Here is a 16,773-nt window from a genome sequence, read left to right as displayed (position 1 = left end):
TGTTACATGTAACGTTTGCAAGGGAAACATCAAGACAAAGCGAAGCCGGTCAGAGGCGATCCAGCAGTTCCGCCGTCGGCCAGCCGTCCACGGGCAGGCCGAGGCGCTGCTGTTCCTTGCGCACGGCCTCGCGCGTGTTGGTGCCGAGGATGCCGTCCACCGTGCCGACGTCGTAGCCGCGGGCCTCCAGCTTTGTCTGGAGCTGCTTCATCTGGTCCTGGTTAAGGCCCGGATCGGGATTGCGGGGGTCGTAGGCCGGCGCGCCGGCGAAGCGGGAGGCGAGGACGGCGGCGGTCAGCGCGTAGGTGAAGGACTGGTTCCACTCCAGATAGACGTCGAAATTGTCGTAGGCGAGGAAGGCCGGACCCTTGTAGCCCATCGGCAGCACGATGCCGGCCTTGAGGCCGTTGTCCTGAAGCGGCGAGCCGTCGGGGCGCGTCACGCCCCACTGCGACCACTGCGAAAGCGGCAGCTTGGTGGTGCGGCCGGTCTGGCTCCAGTCCATCACCTCGGGCACGCGCACTTCCTCGATCCAGGGCTGGTCGCGCTTCCAGCCCTTCATCTCGAGTTTTTTCGCGGTCGTCATGATGACGTCGGCGACATCGTTGCGCAGGTCCACCTTGCCGTCGCCGTCGCCGTCCACGCCGTCGGCCAGATAGTCGATCGGCAGCATCTGGGTCTGGCCGATCTCGCCGGCCCAGGCGCCTTTCACGTCGGCTGGCACGGTGCCGCGGTCGATCAGGGTCAGCAGCGGCACGAGTTGGGGCCGGAACACCTGCGGGCGGCGGCAGTCGTGCGCCAGCGTCACCAAGGCGTTCAGCGTGTGGAAATCGCCCTGCACCGCGCCGAAATCGGTCTCCAGCGCCCAGAAGGCGGTTACGATCGGGCCGGGGACGCCGTATTGCTGGTCGGCGCGGGCGAAGATGTCGGCATATTTCTCCAGCCGCGCCTTACCCTGCTTCAGCCGGTAGGCCGAGATCATGCGGCCGGAAAACTGAATGAAGGTCTGCGAGAAGACGCCTTGAGCGCGGTCGCGGGCAAGCACCTTGTCGTCGACGGTCGCAGCTTCCAGCGCGTCGAGCCCCGCCTGGCCTACCCCGGCTGCCTTCGCCTCGGCCGCCACGCCCTGCTTCCAGGCCTCGAAGTCACCGCCGCAGGGGGCGCCGGGAGCGGCGACGGGTGCTGACGTTGCGGGAGCCGCAGGCGCGGTGTCTTGCGCCATCGCCTGCGGCGCGGCCAGGCAGACGGACAGAAGAAGCGCAGACAGTGGTCCGGCGGACCGGGCCGTGAGGGGCAGGGACATCGCTTTCCTTCCGAAGCCGTGAGGCGTGACGGCGCCAAATATGCAAGCGGGCCGCGATTTCAAGGGAAAAGGGCCGCGATCCGGGCCATTCGAAAAGCAGGCGGCAGGGCCGCTGTCAACGGGTGTTCTGTTTCAGCCAGCGCCGCCAGCTCGCCTCGGAGCCGTTGAAGACGTTGATGTCCGATTGCCCCGGCATGCCCGGCACGAGGCCGGTTCCCGTATATTGCCAGAAGGTGAAGGGATGGCTGCCGTATTTCTCGCTCGGGTGGCCGGCGACGGAGCGCAGCCAGTAGGGATAGCCGCCGAAGGTGGAAAGGTCGTTGTCGTCGAAGAAGTCGACCGAGGTGTAGATGATCGGCTTCTTGCCGAAGTGACGCTCGACCATCGTCAGGAAGGTCTTCATCTCGGCGCGCACGGTTGCGGCGGGCGGGCGCAGCCTGCAGGTGGGCGAATGGGGGTTCCATTCCATGTCGAGCACCGGCGGCAGCGCACCGCGCTCCTTCGGCACATGGTCGATGAACCATTGCGCCTGTTCGCTGGCCGGCCGGCAGAAATAGAAGAAATGATAGGCGCCGCGCGGAATGCCGGCCGCCCGCGTGCCGGCCCAGTGGCGCTCGAAGTTCTCGTCGTAGCGGTCGCCGCCCTCTGTCGCCTTGATGAAGGCGAAGGAGATGCCTGAATCGCGGGCGGACGCCCAGTCGATGTCGGTCTGGTATTTCGCCACGTCGGTGCCATGCACGGCATAGGTCCAGGGCGCGCCGCTTTCCCACTCGTGCGGCTTGGCGTCCTCGAAGCGCGGCTTGCGCACGGCAACGCGCGGCCCTTCGGAAGCAGTCGGCGCGATGTCGCTGAGACCGCCCGCGGTCGAGCAGGCGGCCAGAACGGCCAGTGAGATCAGTGCCGCGAAACGGCGCATCGCAACTCCGTGACCGATGGCAGCCGGTCGCTGGTGGGTCGGTACTATCGGTATCGTGCCCCGCTGGACGCTTGCCCCACACGAGCGCCCTTCGTGCCAAGGTGATCGCCGATCATGGTTGATTTTCGGTTGACGACGCTCGACACGCAAGGCGATTTGGGCGAGCAATGGCGGCGAATCCAAGGCGATGCAATCCAGGGCGCCGGGATTTGGGCGAGGGGCCGAGGACGAGGGCCGGGGACGAGATGCGCATCATGGCGAAATTTCTCAAATGGCTGCTGGGCCTTGTGGTGGTGGCGGTCGCAGCGCTGGTCGTCTGGCTCGCGGTGTTCCCGCCCGCGCTGCTGCGCGTCGGCGCCGGCTACGCCGCAAAGATCGTCTGTTCCAACCTGTTCGTCGCCGGCCGCGATCCGCAGGAGGTGCTCAGGGTGGACGTGCAGGCGCCGGGCAATCCTTTGCTCAAATTCTTCGACATCGATGTCGACAAAAATGCCGGGACCGTGAAGGCCGCCTTCCTCAGGTATTTCGCCGGCAACGAGGCCATCGCGCGGCCGGGGCTCGGCTGCTCCTTGGTGCCGGACGGCGATGCCGCGAGGGTGGACAAGGTCATGGCCGAAGAAGCGGTGCGCCCGGCACCGTCCGACGGGCTCTGGCCGGACGGCGAGCGTGTGGAACCGTCGCAGGACCCGGCGATCGCCGGGTTGCTCGACGATGCCGATCTCACCGGCCCCGGCATGCGGGCGGTGGTCGTGGTGAAGGACGGACGCATCGTGGCCGAGCGCTACGGCGACGGCTTTTCGGCCGCCACGCCGCTGCTCGGCTGGTCGATGACCAAGACGGTCAACGTCGCCATCCTCGGCACGGTGGTCGGCGCCGGCAAGCTGTCGCTCGACAGGAAGGGCCTTTTTCCGGACTGGAGCGGCGACGAGCGGAAAGACATCACGATCGCCGACCTGATGGCGATGGAGAGCGGGCTGGCCTTCAACGAGGACTACGGCACCGTCTCCGACGTCACCCGCATGCTCTATCTGGAGCCGGATATGGCGAAATTCGCGGCGTCGAAGCCGCTGGTGGCGAAAATCGGCGAAAAGTTCACCTACTCGACCGGCACCAGCATCATGCTGGCGCGTCTATGGCAGAACGCCATCGGCGATGAGGCCGCCTCGCTCGCCTATCCGCGCGAGGCGCTGTTCGATCCGCTGGGGATGCGCAGCGCGGTCATGGAGGCCGACGAAAGCGGCACCCTGGCCGGCGCGTCCTATCTCTATGCGACGGCGCATGACTGGGCACGGTTCGGCCAGTTCCTGCTGCAGGACGGCGTGTGGAACGGCAACCGCATCCTGCCGGAAGGCTTCGTCGCCATGATGCGCGCGCCGTCCGCCGCTTCCGGCGGCGTCTACGGCAAGGGCGAGGTGTGGCTGGAGGGGCCAGGCGATCGCAAGGGCGACGGCGCCGCGAGAGGCGTGCCCGAGGGGACGTACTGGCTGCAGGGCCATGACGGCCAGACGGTCGGCGTGGTGCCCTCCAGGCACCTCGTCGTGGTGCGGCTGGGATTGACGCCGGCGTGGTTGGATTACCGGCCGCAACGATTGCTGGCCGCGCTGGCCAAGGCGCTGCCATAGCCTTGACGTTGTCGTTGAAAAACAGTCGGTTACACTTGGCGGCGTCCGAACCGATTCAGGAAACTCATGGCGGGTGGCGGCGGTCCGTTGCAGGTCGCGGCAACGATCGGTCTTGCCCGATCCGGCGTCGTCGGCCATCGTTGCGGCAAAGCAGGAGGATGGCGCTGTGGCCCGACACGACTTCGACCCCTCCACGGTGAAGCCCGATGGACGCCTGCCCGCCAAGGCGAGCCTCTTCGACGGATCGCATGCGGGGCCTTGGCGCGGTTCCGTCAACGGCGAGGCGCTGGGCACCCAGGTCACCGTCCTGGCCTACGGCAATGACGAGCCCGGCAAGGGGCCGAAGCTGCATGTCCATCCTTATGACGAGATCTTCGTGGTCCAGCAGGGGCGGGCGCGCTTCTTCGTCGGCGATCGGGTGATCGAGGCCGGGGCAGGTGAAACCGTTCTCGGCCCCGCCGGCGTGCCGCACAAATTCGTCAATCTCGGCCCCGGCCGGCTCCAGACCTTCGACATCCATCTGTCGCCGCGCTGGATACAGACCGATCTGGAATAGGACGTTTATTTCGCCCGTCCGAGAGCGCCTGCCGTCGGCGTGGTGACGACGACGGACTCGCCGGCCTCCAGGACCGTCTGGTCGCAAGCCTTGAGCGTCTCGACGCGGCCGTCCTTGCGGCGCACCTCGGTCGAACCGGGCTCGCCATCGCCGCCGCCTTCCAGTCCCTTCGGCGGGCGGTTTCGATGCGAGGCGAGGATGGCGCACTGCATCGTCTCCAGGAAGCGGATGGTGCGCCTTGTGCCGTCGCCGGCGTTCCACTCGCCCTTGCCGCCGGACCCTTCTCGGATATGGAAATCCTCCAGCAGGACGGGAAAGCGCAGTTCGAGGATTTCGGGATCGGTAAGGCGTGAATTGGTCATGTGGGTGTGAACGGCGGAGGTCCCGGCAAAGCCGGCTCCGTCGTTCATGCGCCCCGCGGGCGAGCCCGAGCAGATCGTCTCGTAATACTGGTAGCGCTCGTTGCCGAAGGTCAGGTTGTTCATGGTGCCCTGCGCGTTCGCCAGCGCGCCCATCGCGCCGAACAGGGCGTTGGTGACGTGCTGCGAGGTCTCGACATTGCCGGCGACGACGGCGGCCGGATAGGCGGGCTTCAGCATCGAACCATCTGGAATGACGATGTTGACGGGCCTCAGGCAGCCGGCGTTCATGGGGATGTTGTCCTCGACCATGACGCGGAAGGCATAGAGCACGGCGGCGCGGGTGACGGGTTCCGGCGCGTTGAAATTGTTCTTCTCGACCGTCGAGGTGCCGGTGAAATCGACCGTCGCTTCGCGCTTGTCGCGATCCACGGCGATCTTCACCCGGATGACCTGTCCGGTGTCGGTCGGGTATTCGTATTCGGACCTGTCGGGCAGGCGCTCCAGCACGCGGCGCACGCTCTCGGCCGCGTTGTCTTGCACGTGGCCCATATAGGCGTCGACGACGTCCAGCCCGAAATGGGCGACCATCTTCCTCAGTTCCGCCACGCCCTTCTCGTTGGCGGCGATCTGCGCCTTCAGGTCGGCGACGTTCTGGTCTGGGTTGCGCGCGGGGTAGGGGTGGTCGGTGAGCAGCGTGCGCAGTTCCGCCTCGCGGAACCGGCCACGGTCGACGATGCGGAAATTGTCGAACAGCACGCCTTCCTCGTCCACCGTGGTGGCAAGCGGGGTCATCGATCCCGGCGCGGTGCCGCCGACATCGGCGTGATGGCCGCGCGCCGCCACCCAGAAGAGGATTTTTTCCTTTTCGGTGTCGAATACCGGCGTCACCACCGTGATGTCGGGCAGGTGGGTGCCGCCGTTGTAGGGCGCGTTGAGAGCGAAGACGTCGCCGGGATGGATGTCGCCGGAATTCAGCCGGATGACGGTCTCGACGGAGCGGTCCATCGAGCCGAGGTGGACGGGCATGTGCGGCGCGTTCGCCACCAGTGCGCCTTCGCGGTCGAAGACGGCGCAGGAGAAATCCAGCCGTTCCTTGATGTTGACCGAATAGGCGGTGTTCTGAAGGGTCACGCCCATCTGCTCGGCGATCGACATGAACAGGTTGTTGAACACCTCCAGCATGACCGGATCCGCCCCCGCCTTGCCGGAATGGCCGGTGCCGAGCGCGGCGGTGCGCGCCTTCCTTTCAGTCCGGCGCAGCAGGACATGGTTCTTCGCGGTGATCTCGGCCCGCCAGCCCGGCTCGACGACGATGGTCTGGTTGGGCTCGATGACGAGGGCAGGGCCTGTCAGGCGGCTGCCAGGCTTCAGCGTTTCACGCATGAAGACGCCGCCGTCGCGCCACTTTCCGTCGCAGAAGATTTGCGCGGTCTGCGAGGCGGTTACGTCCGCAACCTGCAATCCTGAGACAGCTTCGGCTGTCTGCGTGCCCGAGGTGTCCGATGCCTCGACCTCCAATGTCTCCACGATCAGCGGCTTGTCGTCGTAGATGAAGCCGAACTGCGCCCTGTGCGCGGTCTCGAAGCCGGTTTTGGCCTGTTCGAGGGAACCATGCGCGAAGGCAACCGGTAGCGTCGTGTCGGTGCCGTCGTAGCGGATGTGCAGGAGAGGGCGGGTCTCGACGGCGTCGGCCGCGACGCCTTGTTCCGCCAGTTCCGCCGCGACCGCGCCGCGCAAAGCCTCCAGCGCGGCCGTTATCCGGGGGAGCGCGCTTTCGGCAAGCGGCTCCAGCAGCGCCTGCTGGCGCGCGGCGAAGATCGATGCCAGCCCGATGCCGTAGGCGGAGAGCAGGCCGGAGAGCGGATGGATCAGCACCGCCTCCATGCCGAGCGCGTCGGCAACGAGGCAGGCGTGCTGGCCGCCGGCGCCGCCGAAGCAGTTGAGCAGGTATTCGGTCACGTCGTAGCCGCGCTGCACCGATATCTTCTTGATGGCGTTGGCCATGTTTTCCACCGCGATGGTGACGAAACCCTCGGCCACCGCCTCCGGCGTCCGGCCGTCGCCGATTTCGGCGGCGAGCGCGGCGAATTTCTCGCGCACGGCATCGGTATCGAGCGGCTGGTCCTGATTCGGACCGAAGATCGCCGGGAAGAATTCGGGCCGGAGCTTGCCGAGCATCACGTTGGCGTCGGTGACGGCGAGCGGCCCGCCGCGCCGGTAGCAGGCGGGACCGGGATTGGCGCCGGCCGAGTCCGGGCCGACGCGAAACCGCCCGGCCTCGAAATGCAGGATCGAGCCGCCGCCGGCGGCGACGGTGTGGATGCGCATCATCGGCGCCCGTACCCGCACACCGGCCACTTCCGTGTCGAAGGCGCGCTCGTAGTCGCCGTCGTAATGGGCGACGTCGGTGGAGGTGCCGCCCATGTCGAAGCCGATCACCTTGCCGAAGCCGGCGAGCTTCGCGGTCTCGACCATGCCGACGACGCCGCCGGCCGGGCCGGACAGCAGCGCGTCCTTGCCCTGGAAACGGTCGGCGGCGGTGAGGCCGCCTGACGACATCATGAACATGAGGCGGACGGGTTGGTTGTGGTTGATCTCCCCCCGTGTGGGGGAGATGCCCGGCAGGGCAGAGGGGGGCAACGTGGAGCGCCCTTCCTCCGAGGAATCGGATTGAGAGGCTGGCGGGACAGCGCCCCCCTCTGTCGCCTTCGGCGACATCTCCCCCACAAGGGGGGAGATCGGGGCGCTGATCCCCAATTCACCCGCCACGCGCTGCACGTAACGCGACAGGATCGGCGAGAGATAGGCGTCGACCACGGCGGTGTCGCCGCGGCCGACGAGCTTGATCAGCGGCGACACTTCATGGCTTGCCGAAACCTGGGAGAAGCCGAGCGCGCGGCACATCTTCGCCAGCGCCTGCTCGTGCTCGGGGTTCTTCCAGGCGTGCATCAGCACCACGGCGACCGCGTCGATGCCGTCGGCGCGCGCCTGTTCGAGCGCCGGCTTGACCGTACCGAGATCGAGCAGCCTTTCCACGCAGCCGTCGGCGCGGATGCGCTCGTCCACCTCGACGACGCGCTCATAGAGCTGTTCCGGCAGCACGATCTTCTTGGCGAAGATATCGGGACGGGCCTGATAGGCGATGCGCAGCGCGTCGCGGAAGCCCCTGGTGACGAGCAGCAGCACGCGGTCGCCCTTGCGTTCCAGCAGCGCATTGGTCGCCACGGTGGTGCCCATCCGAACCTGGCCGAGGCGCCTGGAAGGGATCGACATGCCGGCGCCAAGGCCGAGCAGCGTGCGGATTCCGTGGACGGCGGCATCGGCATAGGCTTCCGGATTCTCCGAAAGCAGCTTCAGCGGGTGGAGGCTACCGTCGGGCGCGCGCCCGACGACATCGGTGAAGGTGCCGCCGCGGTCGATCCAGAAGTCCCATTTCCCGTCCTGCATGGCGTAGCTCCGCGGCTCATTGCCCGGCTTGTAGGACGCCATGCAGCCGACCTCAACGGCTCACGAAACCGTGAAGGCTGTTACAGGGCGAAACGCAACGTTACGAAACCGAACATCACTCCGCGCATTTTCCCGGCGACCGCTCCCGGTTGAGGGGCGTTTTGCGAAGGAGAGATGTTATGAAGAAACTCATTCTTGCTTCCGTTTCGGCTTTGGCTCTGCTTGGCGTCGCCGCGTGCAGCGACAGCGGCACCGACAGCACCACGACCCAGAGCACCAACCCGCCGGCCACCGAGCAGCCGATGCAGCCGGCCACTCCGGACGCCAACCCGCCGGCCGACAACACGATGCAGCCGGCTCCTGCTCCGGATACGAACGCTCCGGCTCAGTAAGTCCGATCGGGTTCGTACGAAAAGGCCGGCCTTTGCGCCGGCCTTTTTTCATGGGCAGAAATGCACGTCATCGTGATGGCCCATACCGGTATGCGGAATCGTCCTGCTTGATGCGGGTCACCGGTTCGCTTTAAAAAACGATCATGTCTGTCTGGGAACGCATAGGCGACTTCGTCGCGCGCATATCCGCCTCCGCGACATCCGGCATCGCCGAGATGGTCGAAGCGTTGCGTCATGTGTTCGGAGGCGACCCCGAATTGCGCCGCCGCGTCGCCTTCTCGGTGGCGATGATCGCGCTTTCGGCAAAAATGGCCAAGGCGGACGGCGTGGTGACGCAGGACGAGGTGCGCGCCTTCCAGCAGATCTTCGAAGTTCCGCGCGACCAGGTCCGCAACGTCGCGCGCGTCTACGACCTCGCCAAGCGCGACGTTGCTGGGTTCGAGGCCTATGCCGAGCAGATGGCGCGGCTGTGCGGGTCGGGCCACCGCAACTGCATGATGCTGGAGGACATACTCGACGGACTGTTCTTCATCGCTGCGGCCGACGGAGTGCTGCATGAGCGCGAGGGGCAATTCCTGCATCGGGTCGCCGAAATCTTCGACGTAGAGGAAAGCCATTACCAGACGATCATGGCGCGCCACGTGCATCTGGGGAAATCCGATCCCTATGCCGTTCTCGGCATCGATCGCGGCCGGCCGTTCCCAGAGGTCAAGAAGAGATACCGGCAACTGGTGGCCGACAACCATCCCGACCGGCTGATCGGGCGCGGCCTGCCGGCAGAGTTCGTCAAGATCGCGACTACCCGGCTGGCCGCGATCAACGCCGCCTACGAGACCATCGAACGCGATCTCGCGCCCGCATGAGCGGGTTTCGGCCTGACCAACCCGGCGTCGAGGTGAGGGCGTCGCCGAACTGCGGCGTCCGGCGCGATTGCGCCGCGCCGGACATGATCCTTCTTCACTATACGGGTATGGAAAGTGGCGAGGCCGCCGAGGCGTGGCTTTGCGATCCTGCCAGCGAGGTCTCGTCGCACTATCTCATCCATGAGGACGGGCGGATCGTGCAGATGGTGCGCGAGGCCGATCGCGCCTGGCATGCCGGCAAGAGTTCCTGGCATGGCGTGACCGACATCAATTCCCGTTCGGTCGGCATCGAGATCGTCAATCCCGGCCATGCGTTCGGCTACAGGAATTTTCCGAAGCGGCAGATCGGCGCCGTCATCGCGCTTTGCCGAGGTATCGTCGGCCGTCATGGCATCCGTCCCGAATGCGTGCTCGGCCATTCCGACGTGGCGCCGGGGCGCAAGGTCGATCCCGGCGAAAAATTCCCGTGGAAGGCGCTGGCCGAGGCCGGCGTCGGTCTTTATGTGCGGCCAGCGCGGATTTCGGCCGGCCAGGGGCTGGGCATCGGAAACTCCGGGGAAGACGTCGCGCGGTTTCAGGCGCGGCTTTCGCGCTTTGGCTACGGCATTGAGGCGAGCGGCGTTTTCGACGAACGGACGCAAATCGTGACGGCGGCCTTCCAGCGTCATTTCAGGCCGCGCCGGGTCGACGGGATCGCGGACCGATCTACCGTCAAGACGCTCGACAGCCTGCTTGGAGCCCTTGGTTCTGACGCAGGGTAAGCAGGTGCTGTTTTAGCTTCAGGTTACATAATGTCATGGAAAGTGACTTGAGCAGTCATTTTTGACGCTCATTCCCCTTGCACATGCGGGCCACCCGCCGATGCCCGCACCAATCCTCCCCACCGATCCTCCTTGGGGGCATCCAATCGAAACTGTCGCCCCAGACGCGGCAACCAGAACAGGTATTCATGAAAATCCCGACCGTGATAGCGGTGGCTCTTGCCGCCGCGGCGATAAATTTTGCCGCAACGAACCCCGGCATGGCCGGCAATCTGGACCGCAGTTCCGTGCCAGCAGCCAAGGTGGTGACGGCCAAGGCGGCAAAGGTCCGAAAGGCCAAGGCTGAGAAGCAATCGATCGACTGTCCCTATCTGTTCGGCTGTTCCGAGAAGGCAAAGCCTGCGGACAAGGCCGCTGCGAAGGCCAGCAAGAGCCACAAGCACCACGCGACGAAAGCGGTCTCCCGGCGCAAGGCCAAGGCACGCCGGAAGGCGCCCGGCATCGACAAGACCACCACCGCCTCGATCGCGGTGGCCGGTCCCGGCGGATCGGCCCGCTACGGCGCCATCATCTCGCGGTATGCCTCGCAATATGGCGTCAGCGCCTCGCTGGCGCGCGCGGTGGTGCGCATCGAAAGCAACTATCGTCCCAACATGACCGGCAGCGCGGGCGAGGTCGGGCTGATGCAGATCAAGCCGGCGACGGCGCGCATGCTCGGCTATACGGGATCGGTCAAGGGGCTGTACGATCCCGAGACGAATATCAAATACGGCATGAAGTATCTTGCGATGGCGCAGGACCTCGGCGGCGGCACGACCTGCGGCACGATCCTGAAATACAATGCCGGCCATGCCGCGCGGCGCATGAACCCGGTTTCGTCCGCCTATTGCCGCAAGGTGAAGGTGCAGATGGCCTCGGCCGGCGATCCCGCCTGACGGACGAGCCGGCGCGCGTCGGCTTTTTCGTTTGCGTTTTGTCTCGCAAACCCCTTTATACACCCCGCCAGCCGGCCGGGCGGCCGCACGCGCGAATGCCGAAAGGCTGCGCGTGAGGAAAGTCCGGGCTCCATGGAGACACGGTGCCGGCTAACGGCCGGCGGGGGCGACCCCAGGGAAAGTGCCACAGAAAGCAAACCGCCTCGCCTGGCCTTCGGGCCGGTGCGCGGCAAGGGTGAAAGGGTGGGGTAAGAGCCCACCGCGCGACCGGCAACGGAAGCGGCATGGCAAACCCCACCGGGAGCAAAACCGAATAGGGGTGGCGCGAGGGGGAACCCTCAGGGCTGTTTCCGGCCCGGCCGCCCGGGTAGGTTGCGTGAGGCGCGCAGCAATGCGCGTCCAAGATGAATGGCCGCCACGTTCCCGTCCGCAAGGGCGGGGGCCATACAGAACCCGGCTTACAGGCCGGCTGGCGCTTCTTTGGCTCTCCCGGGCGTCCGTCCGTTTTTGAAACACGGTGCCGCCGGTGGTCGGAAAATCGGACAAATCAGAGCCGGTCGAGCGACTCCTCGATCGCTTTCCACAGTTCCTCGGCCGGTTCGCAGCCCACCGCGAGCCTGACGAAACCACCCGGAACGGCGTCGCCGCGTTTGTCGCGCCGTTCCGCCGTGGTGTGGACGCCGCCGAACGAGGTGGCCGAGTGCATCAGCGCGCAGCCGTCGATGAACCGCTCGGCCTTCTCTTCCGAGTCCAGGACGAAGCTGATCAGGAAGCCGAAGCGCTCCATCTGGACGCGGGCGAGATTGTGCGAGGGGTCTTCCGGCAGGCCCGGATAGCGTAACGACCGCACCGCCCGATGCGCCTTGAGGCGCGGGGCGATCAGTTCAGCCGTGTTGCACATGCGCTCGAAGCGCATGTCGAGCGTCTCGAGGCCGCGATGCACCAGCCATGCGTCGAAGGGGCTGGGAATCGAACCGGCCGTCACGCGCCACTTGCGCACGGCTTCGATGATTTCCGGATCACGGCTGGCGACATGGCCGAAAAGCGCGTCCGAATGGCCGTTCGGCGCCTTGGTGTCGGCAGCGACGACGATGTCGGCGCCAAGGTCCAGCGGCCGCTGGCCGAGCGGGGTCATCGTGGTGTTGTCGACGATGAAGAGCCCGCCGGCGGCATGGATGGCGTCGGCCGCGGCCGTGATGTCGCAGATGTCGAGCCCCGGATTGGCCGGCGTCTCGACGAAGACGAGACGATAGCCGGCAAAGCCACCGTCGAGGAAACCGGCGGTCGGGCGGGTATCGAAATCCACTCCGAACGCCTTCAGCCGTTCGGCGACGGCGCGGGTCGTGTGGTAGCCGTCGGCCGGCAGGAGCATCCGCTCTCCCGCCTTCAGCAGCGCGAAGAAGGTCGCCGCTATCGCCGCCATGCCGGAGGGAAAGGCTATGCAGGGCGCGCCCTCGAGATGGCCCAGCATGTCTTCGACAGCGTGCCATGTCGGATTGCCGAAACGTCCGTATTCGATGGTGTCGCTGGAATCGCCGGGCGACAGATAGATCGACGCCATCGTCAGGGGCAGGGGAACGGGGTCGCCCCGCTTCAGGGCGCGGTCACGCAAGTGAAGCAAGCCCGCTGCGCGGGAGTTCGACGTGGTCATTGCCCTTGCCCTCCTGGATCGACTTTGACCGCTATGCCTCGCTGCGGTGACTGGCAAGAGCATGAGTGGCCGAAAGCATTTCTAAACGCTTCGTTAGGCTTAATGGAGGATAAAGGCGAGAAGGCCCGAATCCGGCTTTTGCGGATGGCCGAAGGCTTCGTTGTGTTGTTGCTTCCCGTTGACGCCCATAGTGCCCCATGTTATCCCATCTAGGCAATCAAGCTTTCGTTCCGGGTCAGGGTGAAGCGTACGCCAGACGGGCAGCCGCTTCCGACGCCCGCTTGCCGTCCTTCTGCCGTCCGGGCGAGGAAAAAACCGGGAAGGGACCGCGCTCCGACGGCGCGGACGAGAGCATGGAGAGGGGTGCGGCTGCGTCGTTCGATGGATCGGTTTCTTTCAAGCGCGACGAACAGGATCGACTCCAAGGGCCGTGTCTCCGTGCCGGCGCATTTTCGTTCCGTGGTGCAGAAGCGCGGCTATTCGGAACTCTACGCCCTGCGCTGCCTGGATGTGCCTGCGATGGATGTCGGCGGGCTCGACCTGCTCGACCGCTACGAGGAGCGTATCGCGCAGGAGGACCCGTTCCTGCAGACGGCGGACGACATGTCGTTCTTCATTCATGGGGACGGCGCCTTCCTGAAGCTGGATCAGGACGGACGCATCACGGTTTCCGATTTCATCCGCGAGCACACGGGAATCACGTCGGAGGTGGCATTCGTAGGGCGCGGGCAGTTCTTCCAGATCTGGGAGCCTTCGCGGCTGGCCGCTCATGGCGCGGCGGTGCGGGCGAGGCTTTTGCAGCTTCGGCAGGGGACGAAGCCTGGGGAGCGACCGGAGTGATGACGGGCCACGGCGATGACCTTCACGCCGTTGGCGGACCGGCCCGCCACATTCCGGTCCTTCTCGCCGAAGTTCTCGAAGCTCTGGCGCCGGGGCCGGGCGAGACGATCATCGACGGCACGTTCGGCGCCGGCGGCTATACGCGCGCGATCCTGCAGGCGGGCGCGGCCGTCATCGCGATCGACCGCGATCCCGATGCCATTGCCGCGGGCAGGGCACTTGAATCCGAATTCGTCGGCAGGCTGCAGCTCGTCCAGGCGCCGTTCTCGTCGCTGGCCGAACAGGCCGATGCGGTCGACGGCGTGGTGCTGGACATCGGCGTGTCCTCCATGCAGCTCGACGAGGCGGAACGCGGCTTTTCGTTCCGCGCGGACGGGCCGCTCGACATGCGCATGGCGCAGGCGGGCGTGAGCGCCGCCGATGTGGTGAACACCTTCAAGGCAGGTGATCTCGCCCGCATCTTCGGCTTTCTCGGCGAGGAGCGTCATGCCGGGCGCATCGCCCGCATGATCGAGCAGCGCCGCGAGAAACGGCCTTTCGAGCGCACGCTCGATCTCGCCGACGCCGTCGAGACCTTCGTGGGCCGTAAGCCGGGAGACCGCATCCATCCTGCGACGCGCGTGTTCCAGGCCTTGCGCATCTATGTGAACGACGAACTCGGAGAGCTGGCGAAAGCACTGGTCGGTGCCGAGCGCGTGCTGAAGCCGGGCGGCAGGCTGGCGGTGGTGACCTTCCACTCGCTGGAGGACCGCATCGTCAAGCGCTTCATCGCCGACCGCAGCGAAACGCCCGCCGGCTCGCGCCACATGCCGCAGGCCGAGGCACCCGCGCCGACCTTCGCCAGGCGTGGCGGCGGCGTCACGCCCGGCGATGCCGAGCTTGACGCCAATCCGCGCGCGCGCTCGGCGAGGCTGCGCGCTGCCGTGCGGACCGAAGCGCCCGCGCGCGGCTCCGATTTCGCCATCTTCGGCCTTCCCAAGCTTCCGGGCCTTTCCCGCCCGGGTGAGAGGTAGCATCCGTGTTCCGTACGAGTGACATCATCCTCATCGCCCTCATGGTCTCGGCTACCGCCATGACCTACAAGATCAAGCGCGACGCCGAGGAGCAGCAGACGGCGGTTTATCGCCTGCAGGCGCAGATCCGCACCGAGAACGACACGATCGATCTGTTGCGGGCGGACTGGAGCCTGCTCACCCAGCCGGCGCGTCTGGAAAAGCTGACGGATGTCTACAGCGCGCAACTCGACCTGCAACCGGTCGACGCGCATCAGTTCGTCAAGCTCGGCGACCTGCCCGCCAAGCCCCTGACCATCGAGGACCTGACGAAGCAGGGCGGCGATATGGCCGACAGCGGGCAGGACAGGATCGTCACCGGAGCCGTGCAATGATGTCCGCATTCGCCCGCTTCGTGAAACCTGCCGCCTTGTTCAAGCGCGCGTCGCCGTCAGCGCAGGACAGCTCCATCGTCGTCGACAGCGCGCGCAAGGCCAGCGGCGGCAGGACGCGGAACCGCGTGGTGATGACGATGGCGGTGTTCCTCGCCATCTATTCGACCATTGCCGGACGGCTGGTTTGGCTCGGCTTCCAGGATCCCGACGCATCCGGCCCGCCGCCGAGCCGGGTCACGGCGAGCCGACCCGACATCACCGATCGCAACGGCGAAATCCTGGCAACCGACATCAAGACGGCGTCGCTCTACGCCGAGCCGCGCCATATCGTGGACGCGGACGAGGCGATTGACAAGCTTTCGACGGTGCTGCCCGATCTCGACTACGAGCAGACCTACCACAAGCTCAAGAGCGGCGCGGGGTTCGTTTGGCTGCAGCGGCAATTGACACCCAAGCAGCAGGCGGAAATCTTCCAGCTCGGCATACCGGGACTGGGCTTCCGTACCGAGAAGCGGCGCTTCTATCCGGCCGGCAGTACTGCCGCCTATGTCGTCGGCCTCACCAATATCGACAACAAGGGTATCTCCGGCATGGAGAAATACCTCGACGATCAGGGCCTCACCGACCTGCAGCAGATGGGCCTGGTCAAGGATATGTCGCCGGTCAAGCTCTCCATAGATCTCAGGGTTCAGCATGTCGTGCATGACGAGATCGTCTCGGGCATGGAGCGTTTCCATGCGATCGCCGCCGGCGCGGTGGTGCTCAACGTCAAGACGGGCGAGGTCATGGCGATGGCCTCGGTGCCGGATTTCGATCCCAACAACCCCTATAACGCCAACGACAAGGACCGGCTCAACCGCATGTCGGCCGGCCTCTACGAGATGGGCTCGACCTTCAAGAGCTTCACCACGGCGATGGCGCTGGATTCGGGCAAGGTCGGCATGAATTCGATGTTCGACGCCTCGCATCCGCTTCGCGTCGGCCGCCAGACGATCCACGATTTCCACAATATGGGACGGGCGCTTTCGGTGACGGACGTGTTCATCCATTCCTCCAACATCGGCTCGGCGCGCGAAGCCATGGCCGTCGGCATCGAAGGGCACCGCGAGTTCCTGCACCGCATGGGCGTCCTGGAGCGGATGCAGACGGAGCTGCCAGAGGTCGCGACGCCGACGGAGCCGAAGGTCTGGAAGCAGGTCAATTCGCTGACCATCGCGTTCGGCCACGGCGTCTCCACGACGCCGCTGCAGACGGCGGTCGGCTGCGCCGCACTGATGAACGGCGGCTTCCTCATCGAGCCGACCTTCCTGCCGCGCACGGTCAAGCAGGCGATGGAAGGCGCAAAGAAGGTCGTCTCCGAAAAGACCGTGGCGGCCTTGCGCTACCTCTACGCGCTCAACGCCGAGAAGGGATCCGGCAGGAACGCACGCGTTCCCGGCTACCGGGTCGGCGGCAAGACCGGCACCGCCGAGAAGGTCATCAACGGCCGCTATTCGAAAGGGCACAATTTCAACGCGTTCGTCGCCGCCTTCCCGATGGACGATCCGCAATACATCGTGCTGACCATCGCCGACGATCCGAAGCCGGAGAAGCCCGGCATGGGCGCGACGGCGGCCTCCAACGCCGGCATCATGGCCGGCAACATCATCCGCCGTTCGGCCGCCATGCTTGGCGTCCAGCCAGATTTCAGCCATGAAAATGAGCCAACGCTGGTCTCCTATCAGTGATTCTTTTCGAG

Annotated in this window: 14 protein-coding genes and 1 other RNA gene; 11 read left to right on the top strand and 4 right to left on the bottom strand. The window is 65.9% G+C overall.

Going from position 1 to position 16,773, the window contains the following annotated elements; genetic code table 11:
* Window positions 1–49 precede the first annotated feature (49 nt).
* Together ABMA46_RS03490 and ABMA46_RS03485 are read right to left on the bottom strand one after the other, a co-directional pair.
* Window positions 50–1,222 (bottom strand): lytic murein transglycosylase, encoded by a 1,173-nt coding sequence (locus ABMA46_RS03490; RefSeq protein ID WP_425475683.1) that lies wholly within the window; start codon window positions 1,220–1,222, stop codon window positions 50–52.
* Window positions 1,223–1,418: 196 nt separating this feature from the next.
* Window positions 1,419–2,219 (bottom strand): glycoside hydrolase family 25 protein, encoded by an 801-nt coding sequence (locus ABMA46_RS03485; protein WP_348997878.1) that lies wholly within the window; start codon window positions 2,217–2,219, stop codon window positions 1,419–1,421.
* A gap of 245 nt (window positions 2,220–2,464) precedes the next feature.
* Between ABMA46_RS03485 and ABMA46_RS03480 the strand changes: the two genes are divergently transcribed.
* Window positions 2,465–3,841: a serine hydrolase domain-containing protein gene (locus ABMA46_RS03480; protein ID WP_348997877.1), complete on the top strand. Its 1,377-nt coding sequence runs from the start codon at window positions 2,465–2,467 to the stop codon at window positions 3,839–3,841.
* 166 nt (window positions 3,842–4,007) lie between these two features.
* The gene (locus tag ABMA46_RS03475; RefSeq protein WP_348997876.1) at window positions 4,008–4,397 is read left to right on the top strand and encodes a cupin domain-containing protein; all 390 of its coding nucleotides are present in this window, start codon (window positions 4,008–4,010) and stop codon (window positions 4,395–4,397) included.
* Between the two features lie 5 nt (window positions 4,398–4,402).
* On the opposite strand, the gene ABMA46_RS03470 is transcribed toward ABMA46_RS03475, so the two are convergent.
* Window positions 4,403–8,248, bottom strand: coding sequence for a hydantoinase B/oxoprolinase family protein (locus ABMA46_RS03470; protein WP_348997875.1), 3,846 nt, complete (start codon window positions 8,246–8,248; stop codon window positions 4,403–4,405).
* A gap of 137 nt (window positions 8,249–8,385) precedes the next feature.
* Between ABMA46_RS03470 and ABMA46_RS03465 the strand changes: the two genes are divergently transcribed.
* The 5 genes from ABMA46_RS03465 to rnpB all read left to right on the top strand — a co-directional run bounded on the left by ABMA46_RS03465 (window position 8,386) and on the right by rnpB (window position 11,634).
* Window positions 8,386–8,598: a hypothetical protein gene (locus ABMA46_RS03465; RefSeq protein ID WP_348997874.1), complete on the top strand. Its 213-nt coding sequence runs from the start codon at window positions 8,386–8,388 to the stop codon at window positions 8,596–8,598.
* Window positions 8,599–8,741: 143 nt separating this feature from the next.
* Window positions 8,742–9,461, top strand: coding sequence for a TerB family tellurite resistance protein (locus ABMA46_RS03460; protein WP_348997873.1), 720 nt, complete (start codon window positions 8,742–8,744; stop codon window positions 9,459–9,461).
* On the top strand, window positions 9,458–10,222 hold the full coding sequence (locus ABMA46_RS03455) for an N-acetylmuramoyl-L-alanine amidase (protein ID WP_348997872.1): 765 nt from the start codon (window positions 9,458–9,460) through the stop codon (window positions 10,220–10,222). Before ABMA46_RS03460 ends, ABMA46_RS03455 begins: the two co-directional genes overlap by 4 nt.
* Before the next feature lie 188 nt (window positions 10,223–10,410).
* On the top strand, window positions 10,411–11,157 hold the full coding sequence (locus ABMA46_RS03450; protein WP_348997871.1) for a lytic transglycosylase domain-containing protein: 747 nt from the start codon (window positions 10,411–10,413) through the stop codon (window positions 11,155–11,157).
* A 67-nt stretch (window positions 11,158–11,224) separates the two neighbouring features.
* Window positions 11,225–11,634: RNase P RNA component class A (gene rnpB, locus ABMA46_RS03445), an RNA gene on the top strand.
* A 70-nt stretch (window positions 11,635–11,704) separates the two neighbouring features.
* Here rnpB and ABMA46_RS03440 read toward each other — a convergent pair.
* Entirely contained in the window at window positions 11,705–12,808 is a 1,104-nt protein-coding gene (locus ABMA46_RS03440) for a cystathionine gamma-lyase (RefSeq protein ID WP_348997870.1), read from the bottom strand.
* Window positions 12,809–13,189: 381 nt separating this feature from the next.
* Between ABMA46_RS03440 and mraZ the strand changes: the two genes are divergently transcribed.
* From mraZ to ABMA46_RS03420, 4 genes are read left to right on the top strand one after another with little or no spacing between them, the layout of a single operon-like run.
* Entirely contained in the window at window positions 13,190–13,648 is a 459-nt protein-coding gene (gene mraZ / locus ABMA46_RS03435; RefSeq protein WP_348997869.1) for a division/cell wall cluster transcriptional repressor MraZ, read from the top strand.
* On the top strand, window positions 13,645–14,661 hold the full coding sequence (gene rsmH, locus ABMA46_RS03430; RefSeq protein WP_348997868.1) for a 16S rRNA (cytosine(1402)-N(4))-methyltransferase RsmH: 1,017 nt from the start codon (window positions 13,645–13,647) through the stop codon (window positions 14,659–14,661). Before mraZ ends, rsmH begins: the two co-directional genes overlap by 4 nt.
* Before the next feature lie 5 nt (window positions 14,662–14,666).
* The gene (gene ftsL, locus ABMA46_RS03425) at window positions 14,667–15,035 is read left to right on the top strand and encodes a cell division protein FtsL (RefSeq protein WP_348997867.1); all 369 of its coding nucleotides are present in this window, start codon (window positions 14,667–14,669) and stop codon (window positions 15,033–15,035) included.
* Window positions 15,032–16,762: a peptidoglycan D,D-transpeptidase FtsI family protein gene (locus ABMA46_RS03420; RefSeq protein ID WP_348997866.1), complete on the top strand. Its 1,731-nt coding sequence runs from the start codon at window positions 15,032–15,034 to the stop codon at window positions 16,760–16,762. Before ftsL ends, ABMA46_RS03420 begins: the two co-directional genes overlap by 4 nt.
* The last annotated feature ends 11 nt before the right edge of the window (window positions 16,763–16,773 follow it).

The organism is Mesorhizobium hunchu (assembly GCF_040081975.1).
GTDB classification, from domain to species: domain Bacteria; phylum Pseudomonadota; class Alphaproteobacteria; order Rhizobiales; family Rhizobiaceae; genus Mesorhizobium; species Mesorhizobium hunchu.
The sequence above is the reverse complement of the archived record's forward strand: the minus strand, read 5'-3'. Positions and strand labels throughout refer to the sequence as shown.